The organism is Dyadobacter koreensis (assembly GCF_900108855.1).
Taxonomy (GTDB): domain Bacteria; phylum Bacteroidota; class Bacteroidia; order Cytophagales; family Spirosomataceae; genus Dyadobacter; species Dyadobacter koreensis.
This window is the reverse complement of the sequence record NZ_FNXY01000004.1, coordinates 489,096-513,728: the sequence shown is the minus strand read 5'-3', so window position 1 is coordinate 513,728 and position 24,633 is coordinate 489,096. Positions and strand designations below refer to the sequence as shown.

Annotated in this window: 25 protein-coding genes; 7 read left to right on the top strand and 18 right to left on the bottom strand. The window is 39.4% G+C overall.

What is annotated here, in order from left to right; translation table 11 throughout:
* Positions 1 to 10: 10 nt before the first annotated feature.
* On the bottom strand, positions 11 to 796 hold the full coding sequence (locus BMY70_RS14485; RefSeq protein ID WP_090336004.1) for a glycosyltransferase: 786 nt from the start codon (positions 794 to 796) through the stop codon (positions 11 to 13).
* A 31-nt stretch (positions 797 to 827) separates the two neighbouring features.
* Positions 828 to 1,712, bottom strand: a complete 885-nt coding sequence (locus tag BMY70_RS14480; RefSeq protein ID WP_090336002.1) for a glycosyltransferase family 2 protein — start codon at positions 1,710 to 1,712, stop codon at positions 828 to 830.
* 503 nt (positions 1,713 to 2,215) lie between these two features.
* Here BMY70_RS14480 and BMY70_RS14475 point away from each other — a divergent pair.
* Genes BMY70_RS14475 through BMY70_RS14465 form a run of 3 tightly spaced genes read left to right on the top strand, consistent with a single transcriptional unit; the run spans position 2,216 to position 5,360 of the window.
* Positions 2,216 to 3,154 carry a hypothetical protein gene (locus BMY70_RS14475; RefSeq protein ID WP_090335999.1) on the top strand — a complete coding sequence of 313 codons (939 nt, stop codon included), beginning with the start codon at positions 2,216 to 2,218 and terminating at the stop codon, positions 3,152 to 3,154.
* 14 nt (positions 3,155 to 3,168) lie between these two features.
* On the top strand, positions 3,169 to 4,539 hold the full coding sequence (locus tag BMY70_RS14470) for a flippase (protein ID WP_090335996.1): 1,371 nt from the start codon (positions 3,169 to 3,171) through the stop codon (positions 4,537 to 4,539).
* A 5-nt stretch (positions 4,540 to 4,544) separates the two neighbouring features.
* On the top strand, positions 4,545 to 5,360 hold the full coding sequence (locus tag BMY70_RS14465; protein ID WP_090335994.1) for an alpha-1,2-fucosyltransferase: 816 nt from the start codon (positions 4,545 to 4,547) through the stop codon (positions 5,358 to 5,360).
* A 6-nt stretch (positions 5,361 to 5,366) separates the two neighbouring features.
* On the opposite strand, the gene BMY70_RS14460 is transcribed toward BMY70_RS14465, so the two are convergent.
* The 3 genes from BMY70_RS14460 to BMY70_RS14450 form a co-directional block, all read right to left on the bottom strand.
* On the bottom strand, positions 5,367 to 6,461 hold the full coding sequence (locus tag BMY70_RS14460) for a glycosyltransferase family 4 protein (RefSeq protein ID WP_090335992.1): 1,095 nt from the start codon (positions 6,459 to 6,461) through the stop codon (positions 5,367 to 5,369).
* A 92-nt stretch (positions 6,462 to 6,553) separates the two neighbouring features.
* Positions 6,554 to 7,522 carry a hypothetical protein gene (locus tag BMY70_RS14455; protein WP_090335990.1) on the bottom strand — a complete coding sequence of 323 codons (969 nt, stop codon included), beginning with the start codon at positions 7,520 to 7,522 and terminating at the stop codon, positions 6,554 to 6,556.
* A 2-nt stretch (positions 7,523 to 7,524) separates the two neighbouring features.
* Positions 7,525 to 8,835 carry an MBOAT family O-acyltransferase gene (locus tag BMY70_RS14450; RefSeq protein ID WP_310590639.1) on the bottom strand — a complete coding sequence of 437 codons (1,311 nt, stop codon included), beginning with the start codon at positions 8,833 to 8,835 and terminating at the stop codon, positions 7,525 to 7,527.
* A 342-nt stretch (positions 8,836 to 9,177) separates the two neighbouring features.
* Between BMY70_RS14450 and BMY70_RS14445 the strand changes: the two genes are divergently transcribed.
* Positions 9,178 to 10,383, top strand: coding sequence for a glycosyltransferase (locus BMY70_RS14445; protein ID WP_090335986.1), 1,206 nt, complete (start codon positions 9,178 to 9,180; stop codon positions 10,381 to 10,383).
* A 29-nt stretch (positions 10,384 to 10,412) separates the two neighbouring features.
* Here the strand turns inward: BMY70_RS14445 and BMY70_RS14440 are convergent, their stop codons facing one another.
* Genes BMY70_RS14440 through BMY70_RS14425 form a run of 4 tightly spaced genes read right to left on the bottom strand, consistent with a single transcriptional unit; the run spans position 10,413 to position 13,027 of the window.
* Positions 10,413 to 10,982 carry a hypothetical protein gene (locus BMY70_RS14440; RefSeq protein ID WP_090335984.1) on the bottom strand — a complete coding sequence of 190 codons (570 nt, stop codon included), beginning with the start codon at positions 10,980 to 10,982 and terminating at the stop codon, positions 10,413 to 10,415.
* A gap of 6 nt (positions 10,983 to 10,988) precedes the next feature.
* Positions 10,989 to 11,324, bottom strand: a complete 336-nt coding sequence (locus BMY70_RS14435) for an STAS domain-containing protein (RefSeq protein WP_090335982.1) — start codon at positions 11,322 to 11,324, stop codon at positions 10,989 to 10,991.
* A gap of 6 nt (positions 11,325 to 11,330) precedes the next feature.
* Positions 11,331 to 12,488: a response regulator gene (locus BMY70_RS14430; protein ID WP_090335980.1), complete on the bottom strand. Its 1,158-nt coding sequence runs from the start codon at positions 12,486 to 12,488 to the stop codon at positions 11,331 to 11,333.
* Positions 12,485 to 13,027: a hypothetical protein gene (locus BMY70_RS14425; protein WP_177197025.1), complete on the bottom strand. Its 543-nt coding sequence runs from the start codon at positions 13,025 to 13,027 to the stop codon at positions 12,485 to 12,487. Before BMY70_RS14425 ends, BMY70_RS14430 begins: the two co-directional genes overlap by 4 nt.
* 189 nt (positions 13,028 to 13,216) lie before the next feature.
* Between BMY70_RS14425 and BMY70_RS14420 the strand changes: the two genes are divergently transcribed.
* Together BMY70_RS14420 and BMY70_RS14415 are read left to right on the top strand one after the other, a co-directional pair.
* On the top strand, positions 13,217 to 14,134 hold the full coding sequence (locus BMY70_RS14420; RefSeq protein ID WP_090335978.1) for a glycosyltransferase family 2 protein: 918 nt from the start codon (positions 13,217 to 13,219) through the stop codon (positions 14,132 to 14,134).
* Positions 14,135 to 14,137: 3 nt separating this feature from the next.
* Positions 14,138 to 15,328 carry a glycosyltransferase family 2 protein gene (locus tag BMY70_RS14415; protein WP_090335976.1) on the top strand — a complete coding sequence of 397 codons (1,191 nt, stop codon included), beginning with the start codon at positions 14,138 to 14,140 and terminating at the stop codon, positions 15,326 to 15,328.
* A gap of 43 nt (positions 15,329 to 15,371) precedes the next feature.
* Here the strand turns inward: BMY70_RS14415 and BMY70_RS14410 are convergent, their stop codons facing one another.
* The 7 genes from BMY70_RS14410 to BMY70_RS14380 all read right to left on the bottom strand — a co-directional run bounded on the left by BMY70_RS14410 (position 15,372) and on the right by BMY70_RS14380 (position 22,185).
* Complete coding sequence (locus BMY70_RS14410; RefSeq protein WP_090335973.1) at positions 15,372 to 15,746, bottom strand: Hpt domain-containing protein; 375 nt, start codon at positions 15,744 to 15,746, stop codon at positions 15,372 to 15,374.
* 219 nt (positions 15,747 to 15,965) lie between these two features.
* A complete protein-coding gene (locus tag BMY70_RS14405) occupies positions 15,966 to 16,991 on the bottom strand; it encodes an MlaD family protein (protein ID WP_090335971.1) in 1,026 nt (341 codons plus the stop codon).
* Between the two features lie 2 nt (positions 16,992 to 16,993).
* The gene (locus BMY70_RS14400) at positions 16,994 to 17,758 is read right to left on the bottom strand and encodes an ABC transporter ATP-binding protein (protein WP_090335968.1); all 765 of its coding nucleotides are present in this window, start codon (positions 17,756 to 17,758) and stop codon (positions 16,994 to 16,996) included.
* Positions 17,759 to 17,764: 6 nt separating this feature from the next.
* Entirely contained in the window at positions 17,765 to 18,553 is a 789-nt protein-coding gene (locus BMY70_RS14395; RefSeq protein ID WP_090335965.1) for an MlaE family ABC transporter permease, read from the bottom strand.
* A gap of 463 nt (positions 18,554 to 19,016) precedes the next feature.
* Positions 19,017 to 20,009, bottom strand: a complete 993-nt coding sequence (locus tag BMY70_RS14390) for a glycoside hydrolase family 43 protein (protein ID WP_090335963.1) — start codon at positions 20,007 to 20,009, stop codon at positions 19,017 to 19,019.
* A gap of 68 nt (positions 20,010 to 20,077) precedes the next feature.
* A complete protein-coding gene (locus BMY70_RS14385) occupies positions 20,078 to 21,220 on the bottom strand; it encodes a hypothetical protein (RefSeq protein ID WP_090335961.1) in 1,143 nt (380 codons plus the stop codon).
* Entirely contained in the window at positions 21,217 to 22,185 is a 969-nt protein-coding gene (locus tag BMY70_RS14380) for a DUF2157 domain-containing protein (protein WP_090335958.1), read from the bottom strand. Before BMY70_RS14380 ends, BMY70_RS14385 begins: the two co-directional genes overlap by 4 nt.
* Before the next feature lie 93 nt (positions 22,186 to 22,278).
* Between BMY70_RS14380 and BMY70_RS14375 the strand changes: the two genes are divergently transcribed.
* The gene (locus tag BMY70_RS14375) at positions 22,279 to 23,376 is read left to right on the top strand and encodes a zinc-binding metallopeptidase family protein (protein ID WP_090335956.1); all 1,098 of its coding nucleotides are present in this window, start codon (positions 22,279 to 22,281) and stop codon (positions 23,374 to 23,376) included.
* Here the strand turns inward: BMY70_RS14375 and BMY70_RS14370 are convergent.
* Together BMY70_RS14370 and apaG are read right to left on the bottom strand one after the other, a co-directional pair.
* Positions 23,365 to 24,141 carry an O-methyltransferase gene (locus BMY70_RS14370; protein ID WP_090335954.1) on the bottom strand — a complete coding sequence of 259 codons (777 nt, stop codon included), beginning with the start codon at positions 24,139 to 24,141 and terminating at the stop codon, positions 23,365 to 23,367. The two genes, BMY70_RS14375 and BMY70_RS14370, sit on opposite strands and share 12 nt — an antisense overlap.
* Before the next feature lie 12 nt (positions 24,142 to 24,153).
* Positions 24,154 to 24,540, bottom strand: a complete 387-nt coding sequence (apaG, locus tag BMY70_RS14365) for a Co2+/Mg2+ efflux facilitator ApaG/CorD (protein WP_090335951.1) — start codon at positions 24,538 to 24,540, stop codon at positions 24,154 to 24,156.
* Between the last annotated feature and the right edge of the window lie 93 nt (positions 24,541 to 24,633).

Genomic DNA, 24,633 nt, shown 5'->3' with positions numbered 1-24,633 from the left:
TAAACTTGAATCAACTATTAAAAAAGTATAGATCAGATGTATTTTTTAGCCATCGGATTGGCAGATAAATTGATCTCAAAATCTTTATTAGCGGATTTTTTCCTTCCCGCCAGTTAGCCCGGTCCATTTTGCTAGGCTCGGCCTCAGAATTTTTCTGATAAAATAAAGTGCTGTAATCTTCAAAAAACAGCCCTTTACCCTTGTTGTGAATAAAACTGAGAGCCATTTTATATTCCGTGAGGTCGCCTTTTATTCCTTCGGGATAACGACCGAATTTTTCAAAAAAACTACTCCGCCTTAAATGCGGGTGATCGCTATAATAATAAAATTTTAAATGATTCGGATCCCAGAATGAATATGTCATTTCGGCGAAACCCTGGCCGTAAGGTTTGAGATTGGGATATGCGAAATATGCATAAAATCTTGCTATGTCAAGGGAACTGTCTTTTTCGAGGTAATCGACGGCATCCTGAAAATGTTTCGGGAATATCGTTGACGGCTCGAAATCCTCCTGGACATACAGTGTATAAGGCGTTTTAACAGCATCCTGACCTTTGTTAATATTGTTTCCCAATCCCCGGTTCACCGGGGTCGTAATCAAATTGAAAGCAAATTTCTTTTGGAGTTCGGTCAGTTTTGCCCGGTGCTCAGGTTTACTTCCATCGTCAGACACCACGATGTCACCAAATGATAAGTTCAAAAACTGAAACGAATTAAGTAGTCTTTCGAGCGATGAGCTTCGGTCGTAATGGGTAATGAGTAAAGTGACTTCCGGGAAGTTGTAGCGTTTTTGCATAAACGTCGTGAAATGAGATTAGTGATCCGGATCAGTGTACAACTTTTTTTCCCATGAGGTATTCCGGCAGTATCATCAGCTGACGTTTCGTTCGTTTTAGAAATGCATTCCAAATACTGCCATCGTCCAGAAGGCGTCTTGGTGATGTAAATACTCGTGCACCAGGATCGGTTACCAGGTGTAGTCTACCTTTGGTTTTCAGATTTCTGGCCATTCGTCCGTCTTCTGCATCATTTGTGGTATCATTACCGATTACGCCAGCATAAACACGCGAGCTACTGACGTTAAAACCACCTGTTGATAACCCAATTTCTGTAACAAAACCCATATTAAAGCCGTAAACGTTGAGATGTTCTCTACGGTTTTGACGCACACGAATGATAATCCCTGTTAAAAGTTCATAAAACCATAGCCCCAGTCTGCCTTCTCCACGGGGAGGTAAAAAAGAATATCTTCCGTAAACCCCTGTGACCTCCGCCGTTTTAGTCATTGGATCGACCATCAGATCAATCCATTGCGGGGGATAGAACGTGTCAGCATCTGCACATAAATAAAACTTTCCCATTGCTTTATCCAGACCCATTTGCCTGGCATAGGGAGTTCCCTGAATTTGTTGAAAATAAGAACGAACCCCCAACTTATCCAGGACCTGCTGTGTGGCGTCAGATGAGTTGTTATTGATTACGATTAACTCAACTTTATATTTGGTTTTGCTGTCTGCCAGGGAAGAGAGTGTGCGGTATATATTATTTTCTTCGTTCCAGGCAGGAATAGCTACCGTTACTTCCGGATTATCGTTTCTGAGAGCACCAAGCCGCTCTTTCAAGGTATCAATTTCGGCTTCCGTAAGGTCAATAAATCGCTTATTTAAAAACAAATGTGGCTTAATCCATTTCGGTAGACTGAAAGTGCTCATATAGTACTCTTAAGGCTGGAATAACGTTGATAGGTAATCACATTTCAAAGTTATGTATATATTGATCCCAGATAAAATTTTTCGGTAAATTAAAAAATAATCTCAGCAAAAAAATGCGTCAATTGTCGATGTACTTCTATATAAATGACTCCATTATCAGTGAAAACCAGAATAAGTTGCCGACTTTTAAACAATCATATTTCGATTAATGAATTTCATAAATCAAATTATACCCTCCTGAGCAGGTTTAGAATGTTCGACCAATAACATTATCCCCATTTCTGCACAAAGTGTCATACAGAATGAATTTGATATGCAAGTAAAATAAAATATCATTTTATATCATACAAAATATGACAATATGATTCCAGGTTATCCAAATTAATTCTACATTTGGATAATGATTATAAATGTACACTCAACGGAGATATTGATTACAATACCTGATCTTGATGTAACCAATAAAATCAGTTCTTGTAATTGAAAATTCATGAAAAACGATAATGATAAATAAGATTCTGAGCTTTTATGTTCTTATTCGGTACGGTGAGCTTCCATCTGAGCTTAAATATTATTATCGTGATACTTATTACTGCAGACTTGTTCAGTTAAAATATATTTTAAAAGATTATTTCTTCAAGAAGAAGTATAAAGAACTTTCTTTTAATGGCGAGTTCGCTCCAGAACTCCAGTTTGTCTTACCATTTGCTTACTGGCATCACAAAAACGGCACTTTAAAAAATACTTTTTCTTCCAAATACACGAAGGAACTCTATTTTTTCTCGCCGAACCACGAGGAGAGATTTGAAACCAGAACGAATGAAGGAAATTACAATTATGAGATGCCCAGAATTCTGTACAGTCAGGATTACGACATGTCAAAATGGCTTCCGGTTCCTTTAAAAGAGACCTATCAGAACAATGTTTATGTTTACGAAAAACCGATTTTGATTATCGCAAATCGTTACAACATGGAGTGGGATGGTCCTCCGGTGAGTTATTACAGTATTGAAATGCTGACCTACATGCTGGATCGGCTGAAAGATAAATTTACGATCATCTACAACAGACCGCGCCCTCAAAATATTACTATGGATAATAGTGATATCTATGATATGGATGAATTTGAGTGGCTGGCGAAGGAGTACCCGCAAGTAATTCTGATGGAAGATCTGTGGGCTAAAAATGAGGCTGGCGCAAGGAACTTCAACCATCTTCAATTAATGGTTTATGCGAATGCGACACACTTTATTTCCATACACGGAGGGACCGCTACGCTGGCAAGTTATTTTGGGGGAACCAACCTGATTTTATCAAAGAAAGGCCCTGAGCATCATTTTAAATGTTTTGAAAAGCTTTATCCTAAATTTTCAAACGCTAAAATTCTACACGCCAAAACCGATCAGGAGGTTAAATCATACATCGAAAAACACTACATATAACCTCTGGTTTTCGCATGGAAGTTAAATCGAAAGATAATTACTGGCTGAAATCGGGCATCTTGAATATACTCCAGAATTTCTCCGGAGTGTTTTTTGGCTTTGCCGGCTTTTACATATTGGTTCGGGTATTGAATAAACAGGATTTTGGTATCTGGACATTATTCATGTCTGTAACCACAATTGTCGAAGCCATTAGAAGTGGTCTGATCCAGAATGCGCTTGTGAAATATTTATCAGCGGCGGGAAAGTCTGAACACGGCAGTATCATTTCCTCCTCGTTTTTTATAAGCGGTATGGTGACGATATTCAGTATCATTGTCGTTGCCATATCTGCGCCTTACCTGAGCAGAATCTGGGCGTCGCCTCAACTTATCGGATTATTTTATGTCTATATTCTGGTATATGTTTTTTCCGGAATCATCACACAGTTTAATTCCATAGAACAGGCCAATTTCAAATTTAACGGGATATTCATCGCTGGATTTATCAGACAGGCGTCTTTTTTTAGCTTTGTATTGATCAGCTATGTACTGAAATTCAAACTTGAACTGATCTATCTCGTCTGGGTGCAGGCTGTCAGTGCTCTGCTTAGCGCCTCTATAGCATATATTTTCGTCCGCCGGAATCTGATTTTTTCCAAAAACATAAGTACAGAATGGATCGGGAAACTGTTCGGATATGGTAAATATGCTTTTGGTACATCTGTAAGTTCGATGCTTTCCGGTACAGTCGACCAAATGATGCTTGGCGCTCTCTTGTCGCCGGCGGCTTCCGGAGCGTTTAACATTGCCGTGCGTATTACCAACCTGATCGATATTCCTGGAAATGCGATTGCAGTAGTTGTTTTTCCTCAAAGTTCACGAAGAATGGAAGAGGAGGGAAAGGGTGCGATTAAATACCTTTATGAAAAATCTGTCGGTACGACGCTTGCCCTCGTATTGCCTGGTGTATTATTTCTTTATTTTTTTTCTGACTTTGTTATTCATTTTATTGCCGGAGAAAAATATGTCGACTCGATCCCTTTATTGCAAGTCACTTTATTATATTGTCTGTTAATTCCCTATGGAAGACAATTTGGGACAATTCTTGACTCCATAGGCAAAACCAAAACCACCTTTCTGGTTGTCGTCGGCACAACAGTACTCAACCTGGGCCTCAACTTTGTTCTAATTTCCCGAATTGGTGTTATGGGAGCCGCTTATGCCACTCTAATTTCCAACATCGCAGGATTCTGCGTCGCACAGATAATTCTTAAAAGGGAAATTGATGTCAGTCTTAGGAACACGATTGTTTATATGTTTAAGTTTTATCCTGAATTCTTTCAGAAATATATCAAGCCAATGTTCGGCAAGTTATCTGGTCAGATTAATCATTCTCAGAAATAGATTTTATGGTTGGTGTCAAGTACAACGGCCGGTTAGGCAATCAGCTGTTTCAATATTTTTTTCTGCTTTATCTCAAAACCAGAGATGGGGGTAAAACCTATTTTTTCACAAACCCTCATCACGCCTATCTGACCAAGTATTTTGAATTGGGCTGGTATCATAATCTGACACTTGGATCAAAAGGATACTCAATTCTTGCCAGGGCATTGCCGAAAATTTTTAGTTTTCGTGATGTCTATGTACATAATTTTTTTGCACCTAAGGAACATACGCCTGAAAATCTCACGATTTATAATGGCTATTTCCAGTCTGACTTTTACGTAAACCACTTGGATAAAAGTGTGTTGCCATCAATAAAAGCTAAGTACAGACAGGAGTTTGACAAAAAGTTCGGCGTAATTTTCTCCTCCCAAAAGACCGTAGTTGTACATATACGCAGAACAGATTATCTGTCTTATGGAAAAAGAGATATCTCTCTTCCGATTGAATACTTTAAAAAGCAACTATACTCGATCGAGGATCTGGGATCTTACAAGGTCTTTTTTGTGAGCGATGATATGGAATTTGTAAAAAGAGAATTTCCTGAGGAAGCTAATTTTATTTTTTCCAGTAACTCTGAAATAATAGATTTCCAGCTCATTCAGAATGCCGATGTAGCCATTATCTCCAACAGCACATTTGCATGGTGGGCAGCTTACTTATGTCCGAAGAAAAATCTTGTTATCGCTCCCAAAAACTGGTTCGGCTTTCGGATCGGACGGGAGCATCCAAAAGGGATTATGACAAACAGATTTGTATGGCGGGATGTACTGGAGCGTTAAGCTAGGTTAGAGTGACCGGTATAGGCCCAATGTCTTTTGTATCGAATGATCGAGGGGGAAGTCCTGAAGCCTTACTTTTCCTTTTGCAATAAGTCCGTTTCTTTTCGAAGAGTCGACAATGAATGTTTCAATTTTCTGATAGAGATCTTCCAGTGAATGCGGTTCAAAGTATTCGACTGCATCCACAGCAATTTCCTTGAAACAGGGTGTCTTGCTCAATAAAATCGGACATGAAGCTTTAAAAGCCTCAAGAATTGGAAGTCCAAAACCTTCATGCAAAGACGGATAGACAAATAATAGCGCATTCTGGTATAGATAGTTTAACTGTTCGTCGTTCACCTGAACATGCTTTACCTTTTTTTCTAATTTCAGGCGATGTAATAATTCGAGGTCAGCTATACCCAATTTACCGCCTCCTGTCAAAATCACGTTAAGATCGGGGTGTTTTTCAGAGAGAATTTTAAACGCATCTATAAAAAGATAGAAGTTCTTATAACCACTGCGATCTCCAACGTATAAAAGATAATGTTCCGGTAAATCCGCAACCGGATCAACCATCAAGGGAGCTTCTAAATCTATTCCATGATAGATCACCGAAATTTTGCTTTCATCTACGTCGTGATATTTTATCAGGTCACTTTTAGTTGTTTCGGATATCGCGATGATGGCATCAGCTCTCTCTGTATGAAGTCTTTTATCCCGGGTCAACGGATCCTGCGCCCAGAAATATTCTGGTAACTTTTCATATGTCATGTCATGAATAGTAGTTACCAGGGGTTTTTTCAGATTCCTTAAAAAATAGGTGTCGTAATAGGTGGGGTGAAAAATATCAAAATCGTTCCGGCCAACCAGATATTTACAGTAAGCCTCGTTAATATCATATAATTTTCGAGCCAGCCTTTCTGTGTTTAACGGCCGGGCCAGATATTTGTCCAAGGTATTGAAATTGGGTTTGAGGTAATGATTTTGAGAATAAAGTAAGCCTACTTCACAGTCAAAATCTTTCGCCACCCTGATCTGATCGATGATGTTTGCAAAATATCGACTGATACCGCCATAACGCTGGGTGGTGAATTTCTGATGGTCGAAAAGAACTTTCATAAGGGTTAATTTCTGTCTGAATAGATGATAAGGCTAACCCTTTCGGCTACTTCGCTCAAACGATCTGATGAGTTGTATATTCACACAAGAACTCACTTGAAACTGGTTTTGTCGTTATTTATATAATCTGAAATTTCGTAGGAGAATTCCGTTGCTCCTTGGGTGTTAAGGTGAAACTCGTCTGCAAACTTTTGGTACTGATTATTGTATTCAGGATCGGACGAGTAGTCCAAAAAACGAACGTACTTATGGCTTTTTGCCATTCGTTCTATCAGTAATTTTTCCTTTGTCGAAGGTTCTTTCAAGATTGTCGGTGAGATGACCACGTACGTAGGAATGCGCAGCGAATCAACTTGTTTAAGAAAATAGTCGTAGTATTCAATTGCTTTCGTATCAAAAGGAACCTTCATTTTCTCACGTTTAGCATCATAGATAATTTTCTTGGCCTTATAATTATTAAAATCGCCGAGACTCATCGTTCTGTCTAAAGGAAAGTAGCCATTATCATCTTTTGGCAGTGATTCAGAGAAAAGAAAATCATGTAAGGAAACAAATACGGTCGAGTTATAAGGATATGTTTTACTGAACAACTTTATATGTTCCCATTCGCTTATTTCCTTAATATACTTCAAAAACTCAGGGTGATTGTGAATATAAGGAAGTAGCATGGATAGCTTTTCATACTTTTCGTCATTTGGAGCAATTTCCCAGACATTTACGTCCAGAATGATCAGTTTAGGAATTTTTCTTTTTAAGATCGCATCTTGCAGCGCGCAGTAGTAGGGTATAAACTGACCATCACGGCCGGCGTTGTAAAGGTTGGTGCCGAGCTTCTCCGCCATGATCGGTGAGCTGTAGTGATGGAGTGCCCGGGAGCTGCCGAAAATAATAACGTCCTGATTGGTGCTGTCAATTGAAAAAGTTGTTTGAGCGAACTGACCTCTTTTCAGACTGAAATATAATTTTTCGAGCGAAAATCCTATCACATAATCAACAGTAACCATTACTATGATAAAGATGACTAGGCTTTTTCCAAACTTAATAAAATCGTTACTGCGCATTTCTAAAACTGAAAATAAATGAACTGACCACCATTAAATACTCCAAACACAAGAATTATGAATAGCAGAGCTACCACGGAGCCCCAGCGCACCCAAATACGTCTGTTGTTAAATAGCGTGAATTCGGGATAATACTCCATGCAATATTCAATTGAAAAAAGGAGCGTCAGAGCAAGTAAACAATGAGCAAATTGATTTATCCCATTACCTAAAAACGGAGCCTCGCCGAAAGACCGTAAGTTTCCTATAAGCGTGAAGGCATCATGAATGGAATTAGCTCTGAAAAATATCCAGGCAAACGTTACCAGAGAAAAGGTCAAAAGTCCTCTTGACAGACGCCAGATAATGTTATTTTGAATTCCGGCATTTGTTTCAAATTTGCTTACGTAAGGTTTCGTTATGAGGCCGACAACCTGATAGAATCCGTGTAAGGCGCCCCAGAGAATAAAAGTGTAATTTGCGCCATGCCATAAACCGCTTATCATGAATACGATAAACAAATTGAAATATCTCCGGTGAGCTGCAACTCTGTTTCCACCAAGCGGTATGTACAGGTAGTCGCGAAACCATGTTGAAAGTGAAATGTGCCACTTACTCCAGAATTCAGGAATGGTCTTAGAAAAGTAGGGTCTTCGGAAATTTGTCATCAGCTCGAAACCCATCGTTCTGGCTGAGCCAATGGCAATATCAGAATAACCCGAAAAGTCACAATAAATCTGGACGGCAAAGAAAATGGATGAAATAACGACGGAAGAACCGTTATGTAACTCTGGATTATTGTAAACTGAATTTACATAAATAGAAAGACGATCAGCAACGACAAGTTTCTTGAATAGGCCATAAGCCATTTGTTTCAATCCGGAAACCAGATTGAAGTAAGAAAACTCATGTTTAATGTGAAACTGATGAAGGATATTTTGGGGGCGCTCGATAGGCCCGGCGACTAACTGTGGATAAAACATCACATACAAGCTGTAAATTCCAAAATGTTTTTCAGCTTTTTGATTTCCGCGGTAAACCTCAATTGTATAACTCATCGCCTGAAAAGTGTGAAATGAAAGGCCGATGGGAAGTAGCATTGTTAAAAACGGAATATGGTTGTGCCAGCCTAAGCTATCTGCAACAAGCGTAACGTTTTCATTGAGAAAATTGAAATATTTGAAGATAGCCAGAATACCTATATTGGCTATAAGACTGCAAATGAGCAGCATCTTTCGCCTTGGCCCTACGGAAGTCTCGATGTATATCCCGGCGAAATAGTCGATGACGATTGTGAAGCCTAATATTAATATATAGACGGGCACAAATGCCATATAAAAGAAACAGCTGGCCGCCAAAAGCAAGAACCAACGACTCTTAAAGGGAAGGATAAAATAAAGAAATGTTACTACAAGATAGAAAAGAACAAAATTGATAGAATTAAATAACATACACTACATGAAGGATGATACGTTGAGTTTTACCAAATATATAACATTCAAATAAACCATTTGCAGTTTCAGCGAAATATGTTCTTATCGAAGTATATTGGCAAAGTTAAAATATTCGGTAGTATTAATTTGGTTATATCGATCAAATTAATTTTTATCTTTGATTACAACCTTTTTACGGCTTATCATAAGTTGATTGCTATATATTATTGATATTTTTGGAGCATGAAACTCAACGGATACACAATTATAATCTTTGGTCTGCCAAGATTTGATCAGGAAATAGAATCTACAAACTTTACCACTGCAAAGCTTCTTGCGCGGAATAATAAGGTTTTTTACGTTGAGAACCCTTTTACGATTAAGGATTATTTCAAGTACCGCAAGCATAAGCAAAATGAGGTACGTAAGGGTTTCTACTCGCCCTTTAACGCCAACATAAAGGATACCGGAATTCCAAACCTCAAAATCGTGATCCCACCCGTCCTTTTATCTATAAATTTTTTACCGGAAGGAAAGCTTTTTCGTAAGCTGCTTTTGCTCAATGAGTCATTGATAAGAAAGAAAATCAAAAGTGTTATCCGGGATAATAATATCAAGGATTTCATTTTTATTAATTCATTCAATTTTCATTACCCCAATGTTGTGCGCGGTTTGAAACCGATTGTTAAAATCTACCATTGCCTTGATCCCTTAATTCTGCCCTTTGATAGCAGGCATGGTGTTGTTTCGGAAAAGATTTTAGTTAAAGAAAGCGATGTGGTCCTTTGCAGTGCCAAACAGCTTTACTCAGAAAAGGTTACCCAAAACCCTAATACCTATTTCGTCCCTAACGCGGCGGACCTTTCTCATAGCCGGAAAGCACTCGATCCTGAGCTGCCGGTTTTTCCGTCTTTGACTGGAATTTCTGGTCCCGTTATCGGGTACTTTGGTGCAATTGAGAGGCGAATTGATTACGATATTTTGCAAAAAGTCATAGTAATGAATGTGGATAAAACTTTCGTTTTTGTCGGACCGGTGTCCCGAGAGTTCATTCCCGATGTTTTTTTTAATTTACCTAATGTGAAATTTACCGGTTCGGTACCGTATGAAGCGATGCCATCCGTCATAAAAAGATTTGATGTTGCATTGATTCCCTTTAAGAAAGATGAAGTTAGCGCTACTATTTTCCCCCTAAAACTTTTCGAATATCTCGGAGCAGGAAAGCCAGTGGTTGCGACAGATTTTAACCTTGACCTGAGAGATTTTACCGGCGAAAGCGTGTTATTTTGTGAAAATGCAGAGTCTTTTTCAACAGCTTTAAACGAAGCTCTTAATAATGACGATAGCGGTAAAAAATTAGAGCGACTGGCAATAGCCGAGCAAAATACCTGGGAAAAGAGGGTCGACGAAATGGCTGAAATAATATTTAATACCATCACGATTAAGTAGTTGCATGGGTGTGTTTCAGCCCATGACAATTATTCGGAATAGTTAAAAACAATGCTGAAAATGTTCTGGCCAGTCTCGGATCTGTAAGCGTAACTAAATTTATCTGAGGCTTTGGCGATAATCATCAACCCGAAGTGCTCGCTCGTGTTTACCAGCAGCATCGGCATTTCTTCGTCTTCAAGTTCATGTACCCGGAAATGTGCAATCTCACTATTTTCTGTATAAATCTGTAATGAATCCATTCCATTTCGATATACTTCGAAATGCTGATTTTTAAGATTTTCTATCAGAGGCCAGCTCAGTTCCACGGTTTCCCCATTAACCACCAAATGAAGCGGATTTCCTGAATCTACTTTTTCAATCAGCAAATGATCCAGAGCAAATGTAAATACTAGCTCGCTTTCGGCCGAACCGGAATGTTTTGCTCCATTGATAAGTAGCTCAGTAATAGTCCACTTAATTTTGGGATGAATGTCTTCCGGTACACACAAAAACTCATTTTGTTCCTCAATATAATCTACACAGCTACGCACGATGGAAGCTAAACCTTCTGCCTGATTGCGGAAAATAAATGTCTTCTTGTGATTTGGATCTCTCATCTGAAATTATAATGTCTCCATGGCCTGCTCATAATTTTTAAATATTTTGAAAACTTTATCCATGCGAATCAGCGTGAGCAGATTTTTAACATCCGGTTTAAGGGCAACGAGATAAATATCCGTTTTTCTGGGCATGGCATATTTCAAAGCGACTACAAGACTTCCCAGAAAAGAGCTGTCTATGTAGTTCACGTTTTCAAAACTTACAATGATGAGCTTTGTCCCGTTGACAATGAGCGTTATCATTTCTTCTTTGAACATATCGGCGTTAGCCAGACTTGCTTCCTCTGTTAAAATTGTCGCCTGAGCTACGTCGTTGATTTGGTTAACTTTAAGTATCATGATGGGTTATTGTTTTTCTATAAAAATTATGCTTGCGTCGTCCATTTGGTTGCTATCATTGATCTGATCCAAAACGTTCGTTTTGATAAGATCGAAACTTTTAGATTTTCCGAGATAAGGCCTGATTTTTTCAACAAAAAAAGGATAGTCGCTTTTTTTTGAGCCATTTGATGGAATGTCGATCATCCCATCTGTGAAGATAGCAAGTTGGTCACCGGATTTCATCTGAATTATCTGCTCATCGTAAAAACCATCTTCCAAAAGTCCCAGCAAGAGGCCGGACGACAGAACGGTGGTAGCGCTTTGCCGCTCCGAATCAAAACTAATAAGGGGCAGATCGCCGGCTCCGGTATATGAAATCTGACCTGTCTGATTGTCCAGCAGAAGTAAAGAGAGGCTTGACAGAATATTTTGCAGGCTTTCATCCAGATAAACCAGCTTATTAATTTTCTGAACAATCGTTTTCAGCGTAAAGTCATTGTCGAGTACACAAAACCGGATTGCCGCACGGATGTAACTCAAAAAACCAAAAGTAAAAAACCAGGCTTTCCATTTCTTTCCCATGATGTCACCAAGAAGCGCGAAGCAATAACGTTCGTCAACCTTGATAAAGTCAATAAAATCACCTCCGGGATATCCCAGATAACCCTTATGCCAAAAGTGGATTCTAAAACTTTGCAGTTCCGGGCTTGTCTCAGGGACTGATTTTACGTTGAGCGTTTCGGCAGCAATTCTTAATTCCCGAATGGAACGGATGTGTTCATTTTCAAGTGACTTTATAATATTGTTCAATTTTGAAATGATCACTGGCATTGGTGTCTCTTTATTGATATAATCCAATGCATTCATATTCAGGCCTTCCAGCATCATTGAGTCGTCTGTGAAGGATGTCAGGAAAACGAATGGAATGTCACGGATTTTCGGGATCAGCAAAACAGTTTGGCGAAAGTCAAATCCGTTTATTTCAGGCATATCATAGTCGGATAATATTAAATCCGGCATTTCCTTTTCCAGTAGAACCAATGCTTCGGTCGCAGAATCAGAAAGCAGACAAGTATAGCCTGCTTTTTTTAAAGAAGACTCTATAATCTTCCTGAAAAGTAGATTATCTTCTACAATAAGAATGGTCTTAACTTTTGAGGGAGGGTCTGGAAAGGAGATCATTTCTTGTTGAAATTTAAAACAAACAGTAAGACTCCGCCGAAAATAATTAATAACGAAACCAGATCCATAATCGTAACTCCGTCATTGGCACTAATATAAAAAACAGTAAAAATTTCGAAACTCGGCGGTGCCGGCATGATGATCATTGCAAACCCAACTACGATCAATAGAATGGCGAGAATGAACATGACACCTTTTTGTATGGCATTTTTTCGTAAATAATTTTTACTTATTTCACTATCAATTTTTGTTTCTGATAACAATTTCTCTAACCCTTCAAGGAGCTCTTCTCTGGACAAATTATTATCCTTATCGAGCGATGTGTAGGGCTCGAGCTGTTTTGGCGAAAATTGGGAACGCTGGAATGCATCAGCGATTTGTTGCTGGTAAAGTTTTGAGCTTTTGCTGTCAACGTTAGTTTTCTCGATTACTTCAATCAATTCTTTCAATTTAGCCTCCAACACCACAGTGGCATCGCCATCAGCAGGAGACTTTGAATCCGAAATTTTATTGATCCTTGGTAAACGAGTTATTTTCACTTTTCTAACAATTGATTACACTTTCACAAGTTTTTATGGCAGAAGATCTCCATTATGCCCGGAAAAATCTTGCTACCCGTCAAATTTTGTTTAAAGCTATGTTTTTATTGTTAATTTTGAAATACTTCTACAAATGATTGAAATTAATTCTTCAATCAAATACATAATTAGTCGATACAGTTCTACCGGATGAAAAGAGTTTCTATTGTTACTGTTAATTTTAATCAACAAAAAATTACAGAAGATTTACTCAGGTCACTCACAGAAGTAAATACTTATCCGGATCTGGAAATTATTGTCGTAGATAACGGTAGCAAAGAAAACTTCGTCCCGGAGTGGCAAATCAGATATCCAGCTGTCAAGTTCATAAGATCGGAGTTAAATACTGGTTTCGCGGGAGGCAACAATATTGGTCTAAAAAAAGCAACTGGCGAGTATTACTTTCTAATTAATAATGATACTGAGGTAACGCCTGACCTTATTGAGAGACTTGTACGCACACTCGATGAAAATCCTGAGATTGGCGTCGTTTCACCGAAGATTCACTACTTCGATCAACCTGGGATACTCCAGTATGCCGGGTATACTCAGATGAATTACTATACGGCCAGAAATTCTTGTATAGGTCAGTTTGAAGAAGATAATGGCCAGTATGATTCGCTTACAGGTCCCACAGGTTACGCACACGGAGCCGCAATGATGCTTTCCAGAGAGGCAGTCGGAAAAGCCGGGCTTATGGGAGAAAATTACTTTTTATACTACGAAGAGCTTGACTGGTGCGAACGAATTCGGAAAGCTGGTTATGAAATTCATGTCAATATGCAAGCCCTGATTTACCATAAGGAATCGGTTTCGGTTGGTAAAAAATCAACGCTAAAAGAGTTCTTCATGAATCGAAACCGGATTTTGTTTATCAGGAAAAATACATCCTTCGCCAAGTTTTCAATATTCTGTATTTATTTCCTACTGCTCGTGGTGCCGCGAAATTTAATCAGCTATATAAAAAACAGAGAAACCAAATTTATCCCTTTCTTTTTTAAGGCCATCACATGGCATTTCTCGAATTCGGTCGATAGTAAAAATCTCGGATACCCTGTCAAATTTTAATATATGGAAATTCTCTTCTGGCTTGGTTTGTTTATCGTTTTTTACACATTTCTTGGATATGGAATTCTTCTCTATTTTCTGATAAAAATCAGGAGAGCGTTGAAAGGGAAGCGGGTTGTTCCTGATTTAAATCAAAATCTCCCGACGCTAACATTGATTGTCGCTGCCTACAATGAGGAAGAGCTTATACTGGAAAAAATTCAGAATACACTTACGCTGAATTATCCAAAAGAAAAGCTTAGTCTATTATTTATCACCGATGGATCATCTGATAAAACTCCGGATTTAATTAGTGGCTTTTCTGAAATCAAGCTCATGCATTCGCCGACGAGAAATGGGAAAATCCATGCCATTCATCGTGCCATGCATGAGGTTGATACCGAAGTAGTTGTGTTTACAGACGCTAATACCTTTTTAAATAAGGATGCGTTAGTGTTAATTGCAAGGCATTATGCAGATCCCAAAGTGGGAGCCGTATCTGGCGAAAAGAGAGTAACACAGGAGGAAATTTCAGATGCAACTGCCGGCGAAGGATTTTATTGGAAATACGAATCGACACTAAAAAAATGGGATTCGGAATTGTACTCGGTTGTAGGTGCTGCCGGAGAATTGTTCAGTGTAAGGCGTTCGCTGTATCAGCAGGTCGAGCCGGATACAATCTTGGATGATTTTATGATTTCCATGCTGATCGCACAACAGGGATATAGAATTATTTATGAGCCGGATGCATATGCGTCGGAGCTTTCATCGGATAATATCAAAGAAGAACTCAAACGGAAAGTGAGGATTGCCGCGGGAGGAATTCAGTCCATTCTCAGACTGAAGAAATTATTTTTACCTTTCAATTTCCCGCTGCTCTGGTTCCAGTATATCAGTCATCGCGTGCTTCGGTGGACAATCACCCCATTTCTGATGATTTTTGTTTTTATTATAAACGGCATCATATGTCTTCAAGATCCGCCATTTATCTACTATATCATTATGGCTGGTCAGGTTCTTTTTTACGCAGGCGCATTAGCCGGATGGATCTTGGAAAGACGTAAAGTGAAGATCAAAGCGTTATTCGTGCCGTATTATTTCTGTGTGATGAATTATGCGGTTATCGCTGGCATAAATCGATATTTCAAAGGAAGCCAGAGTGCAGCCTGGGAAAAATCAAAAAGAAAAACTGCTTATAAAAGCGAAGACCTCTGAAAGTCGAAAGATTCCAGAGGCCAGCGTAATGTTTTTTATTTTTTCAGGAAGCAAGATGTCCCAGCTTCTCAGCCTCTTCTTCCAATATCGGAATGATCCTTTCTACGTCTTCGTTGATCCGAAGATAATGTGCAACGATCTCTTTCGTTTCTACCTCATCATGAATATCCCGTTCAAGTGCTTCCACTTTCAGTCTGATACCCGTCAATCCAGCCATTGTAAAGGAAGGTTTAATTCCGTGAACGACGCTGGCAGCTTCGGCAATATTTTCGTCTTCGATAAGTGACTTTAAACTTTTCCAGCGAGGTAGCGAGTCTGACAGGAATGCTTCAAATATTATCTGTACAATGGACGCGTCGTCACCATAAATCTGAGTGAGGTAGTTTACGTCAAGTGCGGGGTTAAGTGATAGAGCCATTCAGATATTATTTTGGAATTATATGGGTGTTAAAATGATTTCAAAACCTGTGAACAATTGTAACGAATATCCTAACTTTTTTCCTTATGCGAAATAACATTATAGAATACATTATAATGTAAAGTTATAAGTACTTCAGTAAATCCCTCGTACTAGTACGTAAAATTACGTTATGAAATTATAATTGTCCTGATCTACAACCAGTTCCCAAACCAAATCCTATGGCTTAACTTCGGTTTCCTTCTCTTCCTGTTTTTTTAACTCTTCTTTTGCTTTAGCATCATTCTTATCTTTTTTCTTAAAATATCTTCTGAACAAGAAATTTTGGCGAAGTGCAAGCATGTTTTCGTCCAGTTTTGAAGTGCTTGTTTCAAGATTCTGAATCGTATTTTTCAAATTTGATGCGGTCCCCTCGTCATGTAACAAAACACCCATCGGGCTTTTTGTGTTTGAATTAATATCAGCACTTGCTGTTTTCAGATTATTAACCATCGTATTCGCAGAGGCAACAGTTTCATTCAACCGAACCATTGTTGCTCTCACATCACGCATAATGATTGTATCCGTTGCAAGATCATTAGCCAAGCCTCCCTTTTGGTTCAATTTTGCGCCATAGGTCGACAGAGCAGCAGTCAGGTTCTGAGCGTTGACTGATGCTTTTTTCAAACCAGCCAAAGTTGCATCAACGTCGCGATAAAGTGTTTCATCGTTTAAAAGCATTCCAACCGTTCCTCTTCCTTCCAGAATATTCTTGCTTATTTTCTTAAAGGCGTCTGTTATTGAAAGCAAGTTTTTGTTGTTTTCAGACAAAACGCTCAGCATTTCTTCTGTACTTTCTACTTTCGCTACAGCAAGTTGGTCGCCGTCTTCGATCGAAGGGACTTTTTGGGTACCGCCGTATATGACGATGATCTTATTACCGATCAGACCGTCCGTGCTTACTTTCGCCAGCGCATTTTTACGGATAAATTCCTGAGATTTTTCCTCAATATTCATCATCACCTCAACCTGTGAGTTAGGAAGAAAGCGGAGCGATTTTACGGTCCCGATTTTTACCCCTGAATACCAGATATTGTTACCGGCTTTAAGACCGTTAACGTCATCAAAAATAGTTTTTACGGTTATGTTGGAAGAAAAAACTTTTTTCATGCTTCCAATCGTAAGTATCCCGACGAGTAAGATTACCAGTCCGATGATTACGAAAAGACCTACTACGACGGAGCGTTTTCTGTTGCTTGTTTCCATTACTATTGAATAAAATTATAATCGTAAAAACTTTTAACTCTTTCTTCATCCGAAGCGAATACTTCCTCAAATGTTCCTGTCATGGCAAATTTGCCATCTAAAAGCATCGCAAGTCTGTCACCAGTCTGGCGCGCGCAGGTAAGATCGTGGGTGATAATAATCGCAGATGTATGGTATTTCTCTTTTACTTCATTAATCAGTTCATTGATTTCGATACATGTTATCGGATCAAGACCGGCCGTGGGTTCATCGTAAAGCATGATCTCAGGCTGCAAAATCAACGTGCGGGCAATCCCGATTCGTTTCCGCTGCCCTCCGGACAACTGGGAAGGCACCTGATTGATCGTCTGAGAAAGTCCAACGGATTCCAGCACAGACTCAACCTGATCTTTTACCTCAGCTTTTGAAAGGTTAGCGACATTTCTTACCAATGGAAATTCCAGGTTTTCGCGCACTGTCATACTATCGTACAACGCACTGTTCTGAAACGAAAAACCAATTTTTCTTCTCAGCTCATTCAATTCCTTACCCTGTAAATCTGAAACCTCATTGCCGAGAACGTTAACTGACCCCTTATCCTGTTGCAATAAGCCAACGATAATTTTTATCAAAACCGATTTTCCGGTTCCTGACCGTCCGAGCACAACAACATTTTCTCCTCTGTATACGTCCAGGTCAACTCCATTCAAAACGTGCAGATCGCCAAACGATTTGTACACGTCCCGTATTGAAATGATTGGATCTTCCTGATTTGTATTTTCTTGCATAAAATTCTAACCTCTGAAATAATTAGATACCTGAACGATGATAACTTCTTCGATAAAAATCAAGAACATAGAAAGGACAACCGAGGTGTTTGCAGCTTTTCCCACACCTTCTGTTCCCTTAGTCGCATTATATCCCTGGTAACAGCCCACCATTCCGATTGTGAAACCATAAGCTACCGCCTTGGCCACCGAAGTTCCAAGATCAAGAAAAGTAATTTGTTCAAATGCTTTTTCAACAAATGCGACACCGCTGGTACCCTCGTTAAGATAAACATTTAAAAATGCTCCCAATAAGCCGACCAGCGTACAATAGAACATCAGCAAAGGGATGGTAATGGTTGACGCCAGCACGCGTGTTACTACAAGGAATTTAAATGGATTAATCGCCGAGACTTCCATGGCATCGATCTGCTCAGTAACACGCATGGACCCAAGCTCTGCTCCAATGCTTGATCCTACTTTTCCCGCACTGATCAAGGCAGTCACCAGGGCTGCCAGGGCTCGCACAATAGCGATAGACACCAGGGACGGAAGCCAGGATGTTGCCCCAAATTCTGCAAGAGAAGGCCTGGATTGTTTTGTAAATACCATCCCGGTAATGAAACCGGTCATACCTATAAGCAACAGGGATTTATATCCGATTGCATAACATTGCTTGACAAGTTCCTGAAATTCCATCCGGCCTTTGAAGGCCTCTTTGAAAAAGCGGATAAAAAACTTATAGCCGTTGTATACTGATAGAAGGGCGTGATCTAAATTTTTTGTAAAAACATGTTCTTTTGGCTTCGTGCTCATCAAAAATTAATGCAAAAGTTGATAACCTAAATTACGGTCTTAAATGATTTGGTCGCGTTTTACTTCTGTTGATCCTGCTTGCGCTGACACATCCCCGAATCCCCAACGTTTAGTGTTTAAGTGATAGCAAAAATTATTCCATCAACTTCATTTTATCCAATATTTGTTAAATATGCCGAATAAAATATATTATCCAAGATAAGCGGTAGTGCTTTTTAAGCTCAAGAAACCTCAACTCCAGATGATCGAAAATTGAGTTAGCTGCAATATGCCAATGCAAAACAATTTCAAGTTAGAGAAAACTAATTGTGCTGAAATTCAGAATCTTTCGTGGAATTGATAATAGAGAAACGTATGAAGATTTTTAAATCCGTTGGGTGGCTCAAAGTCGGATTTATAGGCTAGGAAACAGGTTAATGTAAGATTCGGCAGAGGAATAAATTTATTCCTCTGCCGGAAAGAATTATTTTAAAGGCTGCGCTTTTACACCTTCTTTGGTAATTATTACGGGGTTTATCATTCCTTTGTCATCGAACGTCATTATTTCTACACAGGTCTCACGATGGTTTCCGTCCGTTTCCGTCAAAGGCCGTCTGTGGTAAACGATATACCACTGATCTTTTCCGGGAATCTGAATTACAGAATGGTGCCCTGCTCCGGTCGCAACTTTCGGGTCCTGTTGTAAAATTTTTCCAATTCTCTCAAACGGTCCAAAAGGAGAGTCCGCGACCGCATAGGCAACTGAATAATTTGGGCCTGTCCAGCCACCTTCTGACCACATGAAATAGTATTTTCCGTTGCGGATAAACATAAATGGACCTTCGACATAACTGGCAGGTGTGATTTCCCTGAAGATCTTGCCATCTTCAAAAGGCACAAATCCTGTAAAATCGTTTTTTAGTTTGGCAACGTTACAATGTTTCCAACCTCCGTAATAAAGATAGTACTGGCCATCTTTATCTTTAAAAACGAACTGGTCTATTGGCTGCGCGCCGTTATGAAATTTATCAATCAGCGGTTTTCCAAGATAATCCTTGAAAGGTCCTTCCGGCTTATCTGCCACTGCCACACCGATTCCACCAGATTCATTGTCGCTCTGGATATCGTTGGCACCAAAGAACATATAATATTTTTTATCTTTTTCAATGATAGATGGGGCCCACACCGCTTTTTTTGCCCATTTCACATTCAATGTATCTAAAACCCGCTCATGTTTCTTCCATGTAACCAGGTCTTTCGAAGAAAAAGCGTCAAAAAAAACCTGATCTTTATAGGGTGCCGAAAAAGTGGGGTAGATCCAATATTCTTTGCCGCCTTTTGGATTGTTGAATATAATTCCCTCAGGATCTGCATACCAGCCGGGGAACAAAGGATTGCCGGAAGTTTTTTTGCTTTTTTGGGCGAAGGAGGAGAAGGAAATTATCGAAAGAATGACTAATAAGATTTGTTTTTTCATATCAATTTTTTTGTTGCAAGTTAAGTGCGCAGACAGGATATTCAAACTTTAAATTCCTTTATGCTCATTTAGTAATCATTTCCTGCGCCGCCGCCGCCGAAATTACCTCCGCCGAATTTGAAATTATTTTCCTCGGGAGTCTGACCAAACTGGTTTGCAATAAGGATCGCTTCAAGATTTGCCAGCTTTCGTCCTTCCATAATTTCGTCAGTAACTCCAAATCGAGGAATTTTCAGATAATTTATGGACAATACACTGATTAGGATTAGAAGAAATCCACCAATACTTAAAATAATTTCTATCGCCAGGAAATCAAAATAGTAGCGATAGGTGAAACAGGAAAAAGCCGCAGTAAATAATCCGACGATCAGAAAGACCCTGTCTCTATTTTTAAGACCTAAAAAGCAATACAGTATCGGTATAACGGTGGTAAAGACATAAAAAAGAATAGCAAAAGGAATTTGAGGAGCGTTGGGCGTCGTGATCTCAGAAAGCAGAGCATTTCCCTCTCTTACGACGTAATAATTTCCACCAAAATAAAACGTCACCATAACAAATATTTTGATCAGAATCTGACATTCGCGGTAATAATAGTCACGCTCGCTTTTATTTACGACGTATAACAAGACGGAAAGAATCATGGTAGCGAATGGCATAAATGCCTTCCCGATTGGAAACTTAACGAGAATAGAGGCAAAACCAACAAAAATGGACGCCATGGAAATAAATACCGTAAAAAGATCGGCATAACGAATTGTGGTAATCCCGTTGACAAGTAGCACTAACGAACAATACTGCCAGATTTCCATGCCTTCAAAGAGAACAACAAAGGTTATTATAATAGCTCCATTGCCCATGTAGAGAAGCGCATTGTCGATTCCGGAATGAAATAATTTGCGGTCCTTTATAAAAAATTCCAGGAAGAAATAATAACATGCGGCACTGATGAAGCTTAAAACAGCAAAGGTTTTGCTTCCGGCATTGTCAATAAAGAATAATGACAGAAAGCCTGCAAAGAAACTCCCTCCAAAAACCGTAAAAAGAAATAGTCCAATTTTTACAAATATTCCCGGCCTGTAAAATGATTCCGGGAAAGCTGCTTTTATCCTTTCAAACTGGGAAGATGTGAGCAAATTATTTGTTACCCACAATTGAGCGGTCTGCTGAATTTGCAAATTTTTAACCCAGGATTTGTTATATGCTGTTTTCATTTTTTAAGCTTTAATATTTTCTTGACGTTGAGCAAAAAGAAAATGACGCCAACGCTGCTAAGCATAAAATAATAGATGCTAAGAGCTCCCAGGATCGAGTCTGGCAGGTATGCGAAGAGTGTGTAACTAAAAAGGATATAGCCATAAATCACTCCCATCAGCAAAAAAAGCAAGGATTGCGAAATTCGTGCATAATAGACTAAAAGCAAGCAAATTATAGCCGTTGATGTAAGGTAGATGAGTTTTGAGTCGTCACTGAATACACCTGCCAAACCAGCGATTGCAGCGAGGTTTCCACCAAACAGAATGTATGTGAAAGCGAAATGCTTTTTTAAATTTCTCGTTTCGGACAACCAGGAAATGACGCAAAGAATGATTCCTAAAAGGACACCTGTTGCAATTAAACCCGGAGAAGTAAAGTCGTTTTTCTCCAAAATTGCAAACGGGGATATAGTAAGCCCGAGCCAGGAAGCAAGGCCGGTTATGGCCATGGACAATACGCCCCGATGGTCAAACCGATAGGCGAGAAGAAAAAAAATCACCGTTGGAATGAATATTGCTATACCGTATCGAGTACCGAAAAAATTATATTGGAATTGGAGATACCCTTCCAGTACCAGAAAGAGTGTGCAGCCGAGAATTAATGCATGTTCCGAATATTTTGTCGCATGATTGACCTCGGTCCAGAGAAACTGTTGTCTGTGTTTTAATACATAGTAGAAGCACAAAACAACAAGGCTTGCGATAAGGGTGATGATGGCCTGATGGCCAATGGTGTCTATGTTTTTGTAGATGAGTATTCCCAAACCGGACGTCAACAGGCTTATTCCGATGTATAACACAGATCTGAGTTCCCAATGAATGGAAAACAGTTTATTGGTTTCGTAGTTAAAAATTTTGCCGGCTTGCTCTTCTGTTAGTATTTCTTTTTGGAGAAGATCTTCCAGAATTGTTTTGGTAGTCATCAGGACGGATATGTGTAGAAAAGCTTAGTAAATAATTTATAAAGATAATTGATTCTTGGAATCTGTATATTGCCTGTAAATAAGTAGTCGCATATGAAGTTATTTAAGTGCAGTAATTGCGGCCAGGCCGTTTACTTTGAAAATATTTATTGCCAGTATTGTCATTCTTCTCTGGGGTTTGAAACCCATGAATTAAGCCTGTATGCCCTGAAACCCGAAAATAACAGAACTTACAAACTTATTAGTGGTTCTGGGAATCAAAATAGTTATAAGTATTGTCAAAATCACAGCTACAATGTTTGTAACTGGCTTGTTCAGGTAGGAAGTTATTCTCCTTTTTGTAAAGCTTGCGAGCTTAATCGGACAATTCCTTTTTTAGGACAAAAGGACGATTACGATAAATGGTATCGCGTCGAAACGGCAAAACGAAGACTTATTCATTCGCTGCTCCGGTTCGGACTTGAAGTAAAAAGTAAAAATACGGGATGGTTTGGCGGGATTATGTTCGATTTTCTTTCTGATCGCAACACCAGCGATGGACAGCGAGTCCTGACCGGCCACGATAACGGACTGATTACGATCAACATTGCTGAGGCAGACGATATTTACCGCGAGATGTCGCGAAATCAGATGAATGAGGTATATCGAACTTTGCTTGGGCATTTTCGCCACGAGATCGGCCATTATTACTGGGATATTCTGATTGGCCGAACATCAAAATTGCATCAATTCAGAGATCTTTTTGGTGATGAGCGCGTCGATTATGGCGTTGCTCTCCAACAGTACTATTCTAACAATACTTCGAAAATCTGGAAAAAGCAGTACATTAGTAAATATGCCAGTGCGCACCCTTGGGAAGACTGGGCAGAGACCTGGGCGCATTACATGCACATTGTAGACACGCTCGAAACGGCTGATTCTTTCGGTCTGAACGTACATCCCAAAGTAGCGGCCGACGCAATGAACACGTCCTTTGTTGATCCCTACACAGTCAGCAATTTCGATAATATTATAGACATGTGGCTTCCTCTTACTTTTGCAATGAATAGTCTTAACAGAAGTATGGGTTTGCGCGACCTTTATCCTTTTGTGATCAGTAAAACGATTAAGGAGAAACTACGTTTCATTCACGAAGTGGTGAAAGAAGCAGGCGCCTTCAAAGCGCAGGGAGAACAAATGTTAAAATCGTAACACAAAATCCTCTTTCACTTGCTCCTTTCGGAAAAACACTAACCCAATCCAGAACAAATCCACCGTTAAAGTTACCTGCGGATGAGCCTTGATATGTTCCCAGGCCTGGGTCATTTCATCTGACCAGTAAATATCATCAAATATAAAAAGTGAATCGTTTTTAGCATATGGAAGACATTGTTCGAAGTAGCGCACGGTAGGTTCATACCTGTGATTTGCGTCGAAGTATGCGTAGTCCAATCCATTATCAAGTTTTTTTAATGTTTCCGGAAGCGTCTCATCGATGTTTCCAAGAATAACTTCAATATTGGAAACATTAGATTTATCGAAGTTGCGCTTCGCAATTTTGGCTGTTTCAGGGCAACCTTCAAATGAAAGAATTTGTGACTCAGGTTTGGCTTTCGCCATAAAAAGTGTTGTCAGACCGAGAGATGTACCAAGTTCCAGGATACTTTCAGGTTGAAAGTGGCGGATCAGGCGATGAAAAAGCCTTCCGAATTTCTCAGGTTTCTCGGCGTTTTTTGCGATTGTCCTGACTTTTCTAAGATTCGATTTATTTACTCTGGATCCGGCACCAAGATCAAGAATTTCAATCTGCTCTTTCGAGGAGCGCAGTTCTTTACGAAGCAATTTCAAAGAAGAATAATCGGGATGCTGTTCGCCTTTTTCTTTGATAACGTTGGTATATAACTCAAATAAAAAAGGGGAGTGGATCGAATGCTCGTTACCGGAACGCAGAAGGTACTTGAAATAAGAAGTAATCAATTGAGGTAATATTTAATTTAATCTATAGGGCACAACCAGAGAAAATGCCGGGATGATCACACGAAACTGGCGCCCATCCAAAACTCTTTCCATCAAATAGGTACCCGACATTTTTCCCAGATCTGTACGCAAGTTACAGCCCGAAACGTAATCATGAACATCTCCTGGCTCCAGAACAGGTTGTAAACCGACAATTCCTTCGCCTTCCACTTCGCGAACCGTTCCGTTTGCATCATAAATCAACCAATGTCTGCGCAACAGTTTTACAGTATGCTCGCTATGATTTTCTATGAGAATCTTATAAGTAAATACAAAGTGGTCCTGTCTCGGATTTGAATAATCCGGCTGGTATTCTGTTAATACTGTGACTTTAACGCCGTCTGTTACTTTCGAAACCATATGCATTAAGGATATTGATGAAATATTACAGTTGACAAAGAAGGGTAATATGTCTTTTGTGAACTTCAATATAAACGAAAATAGTCATCATTT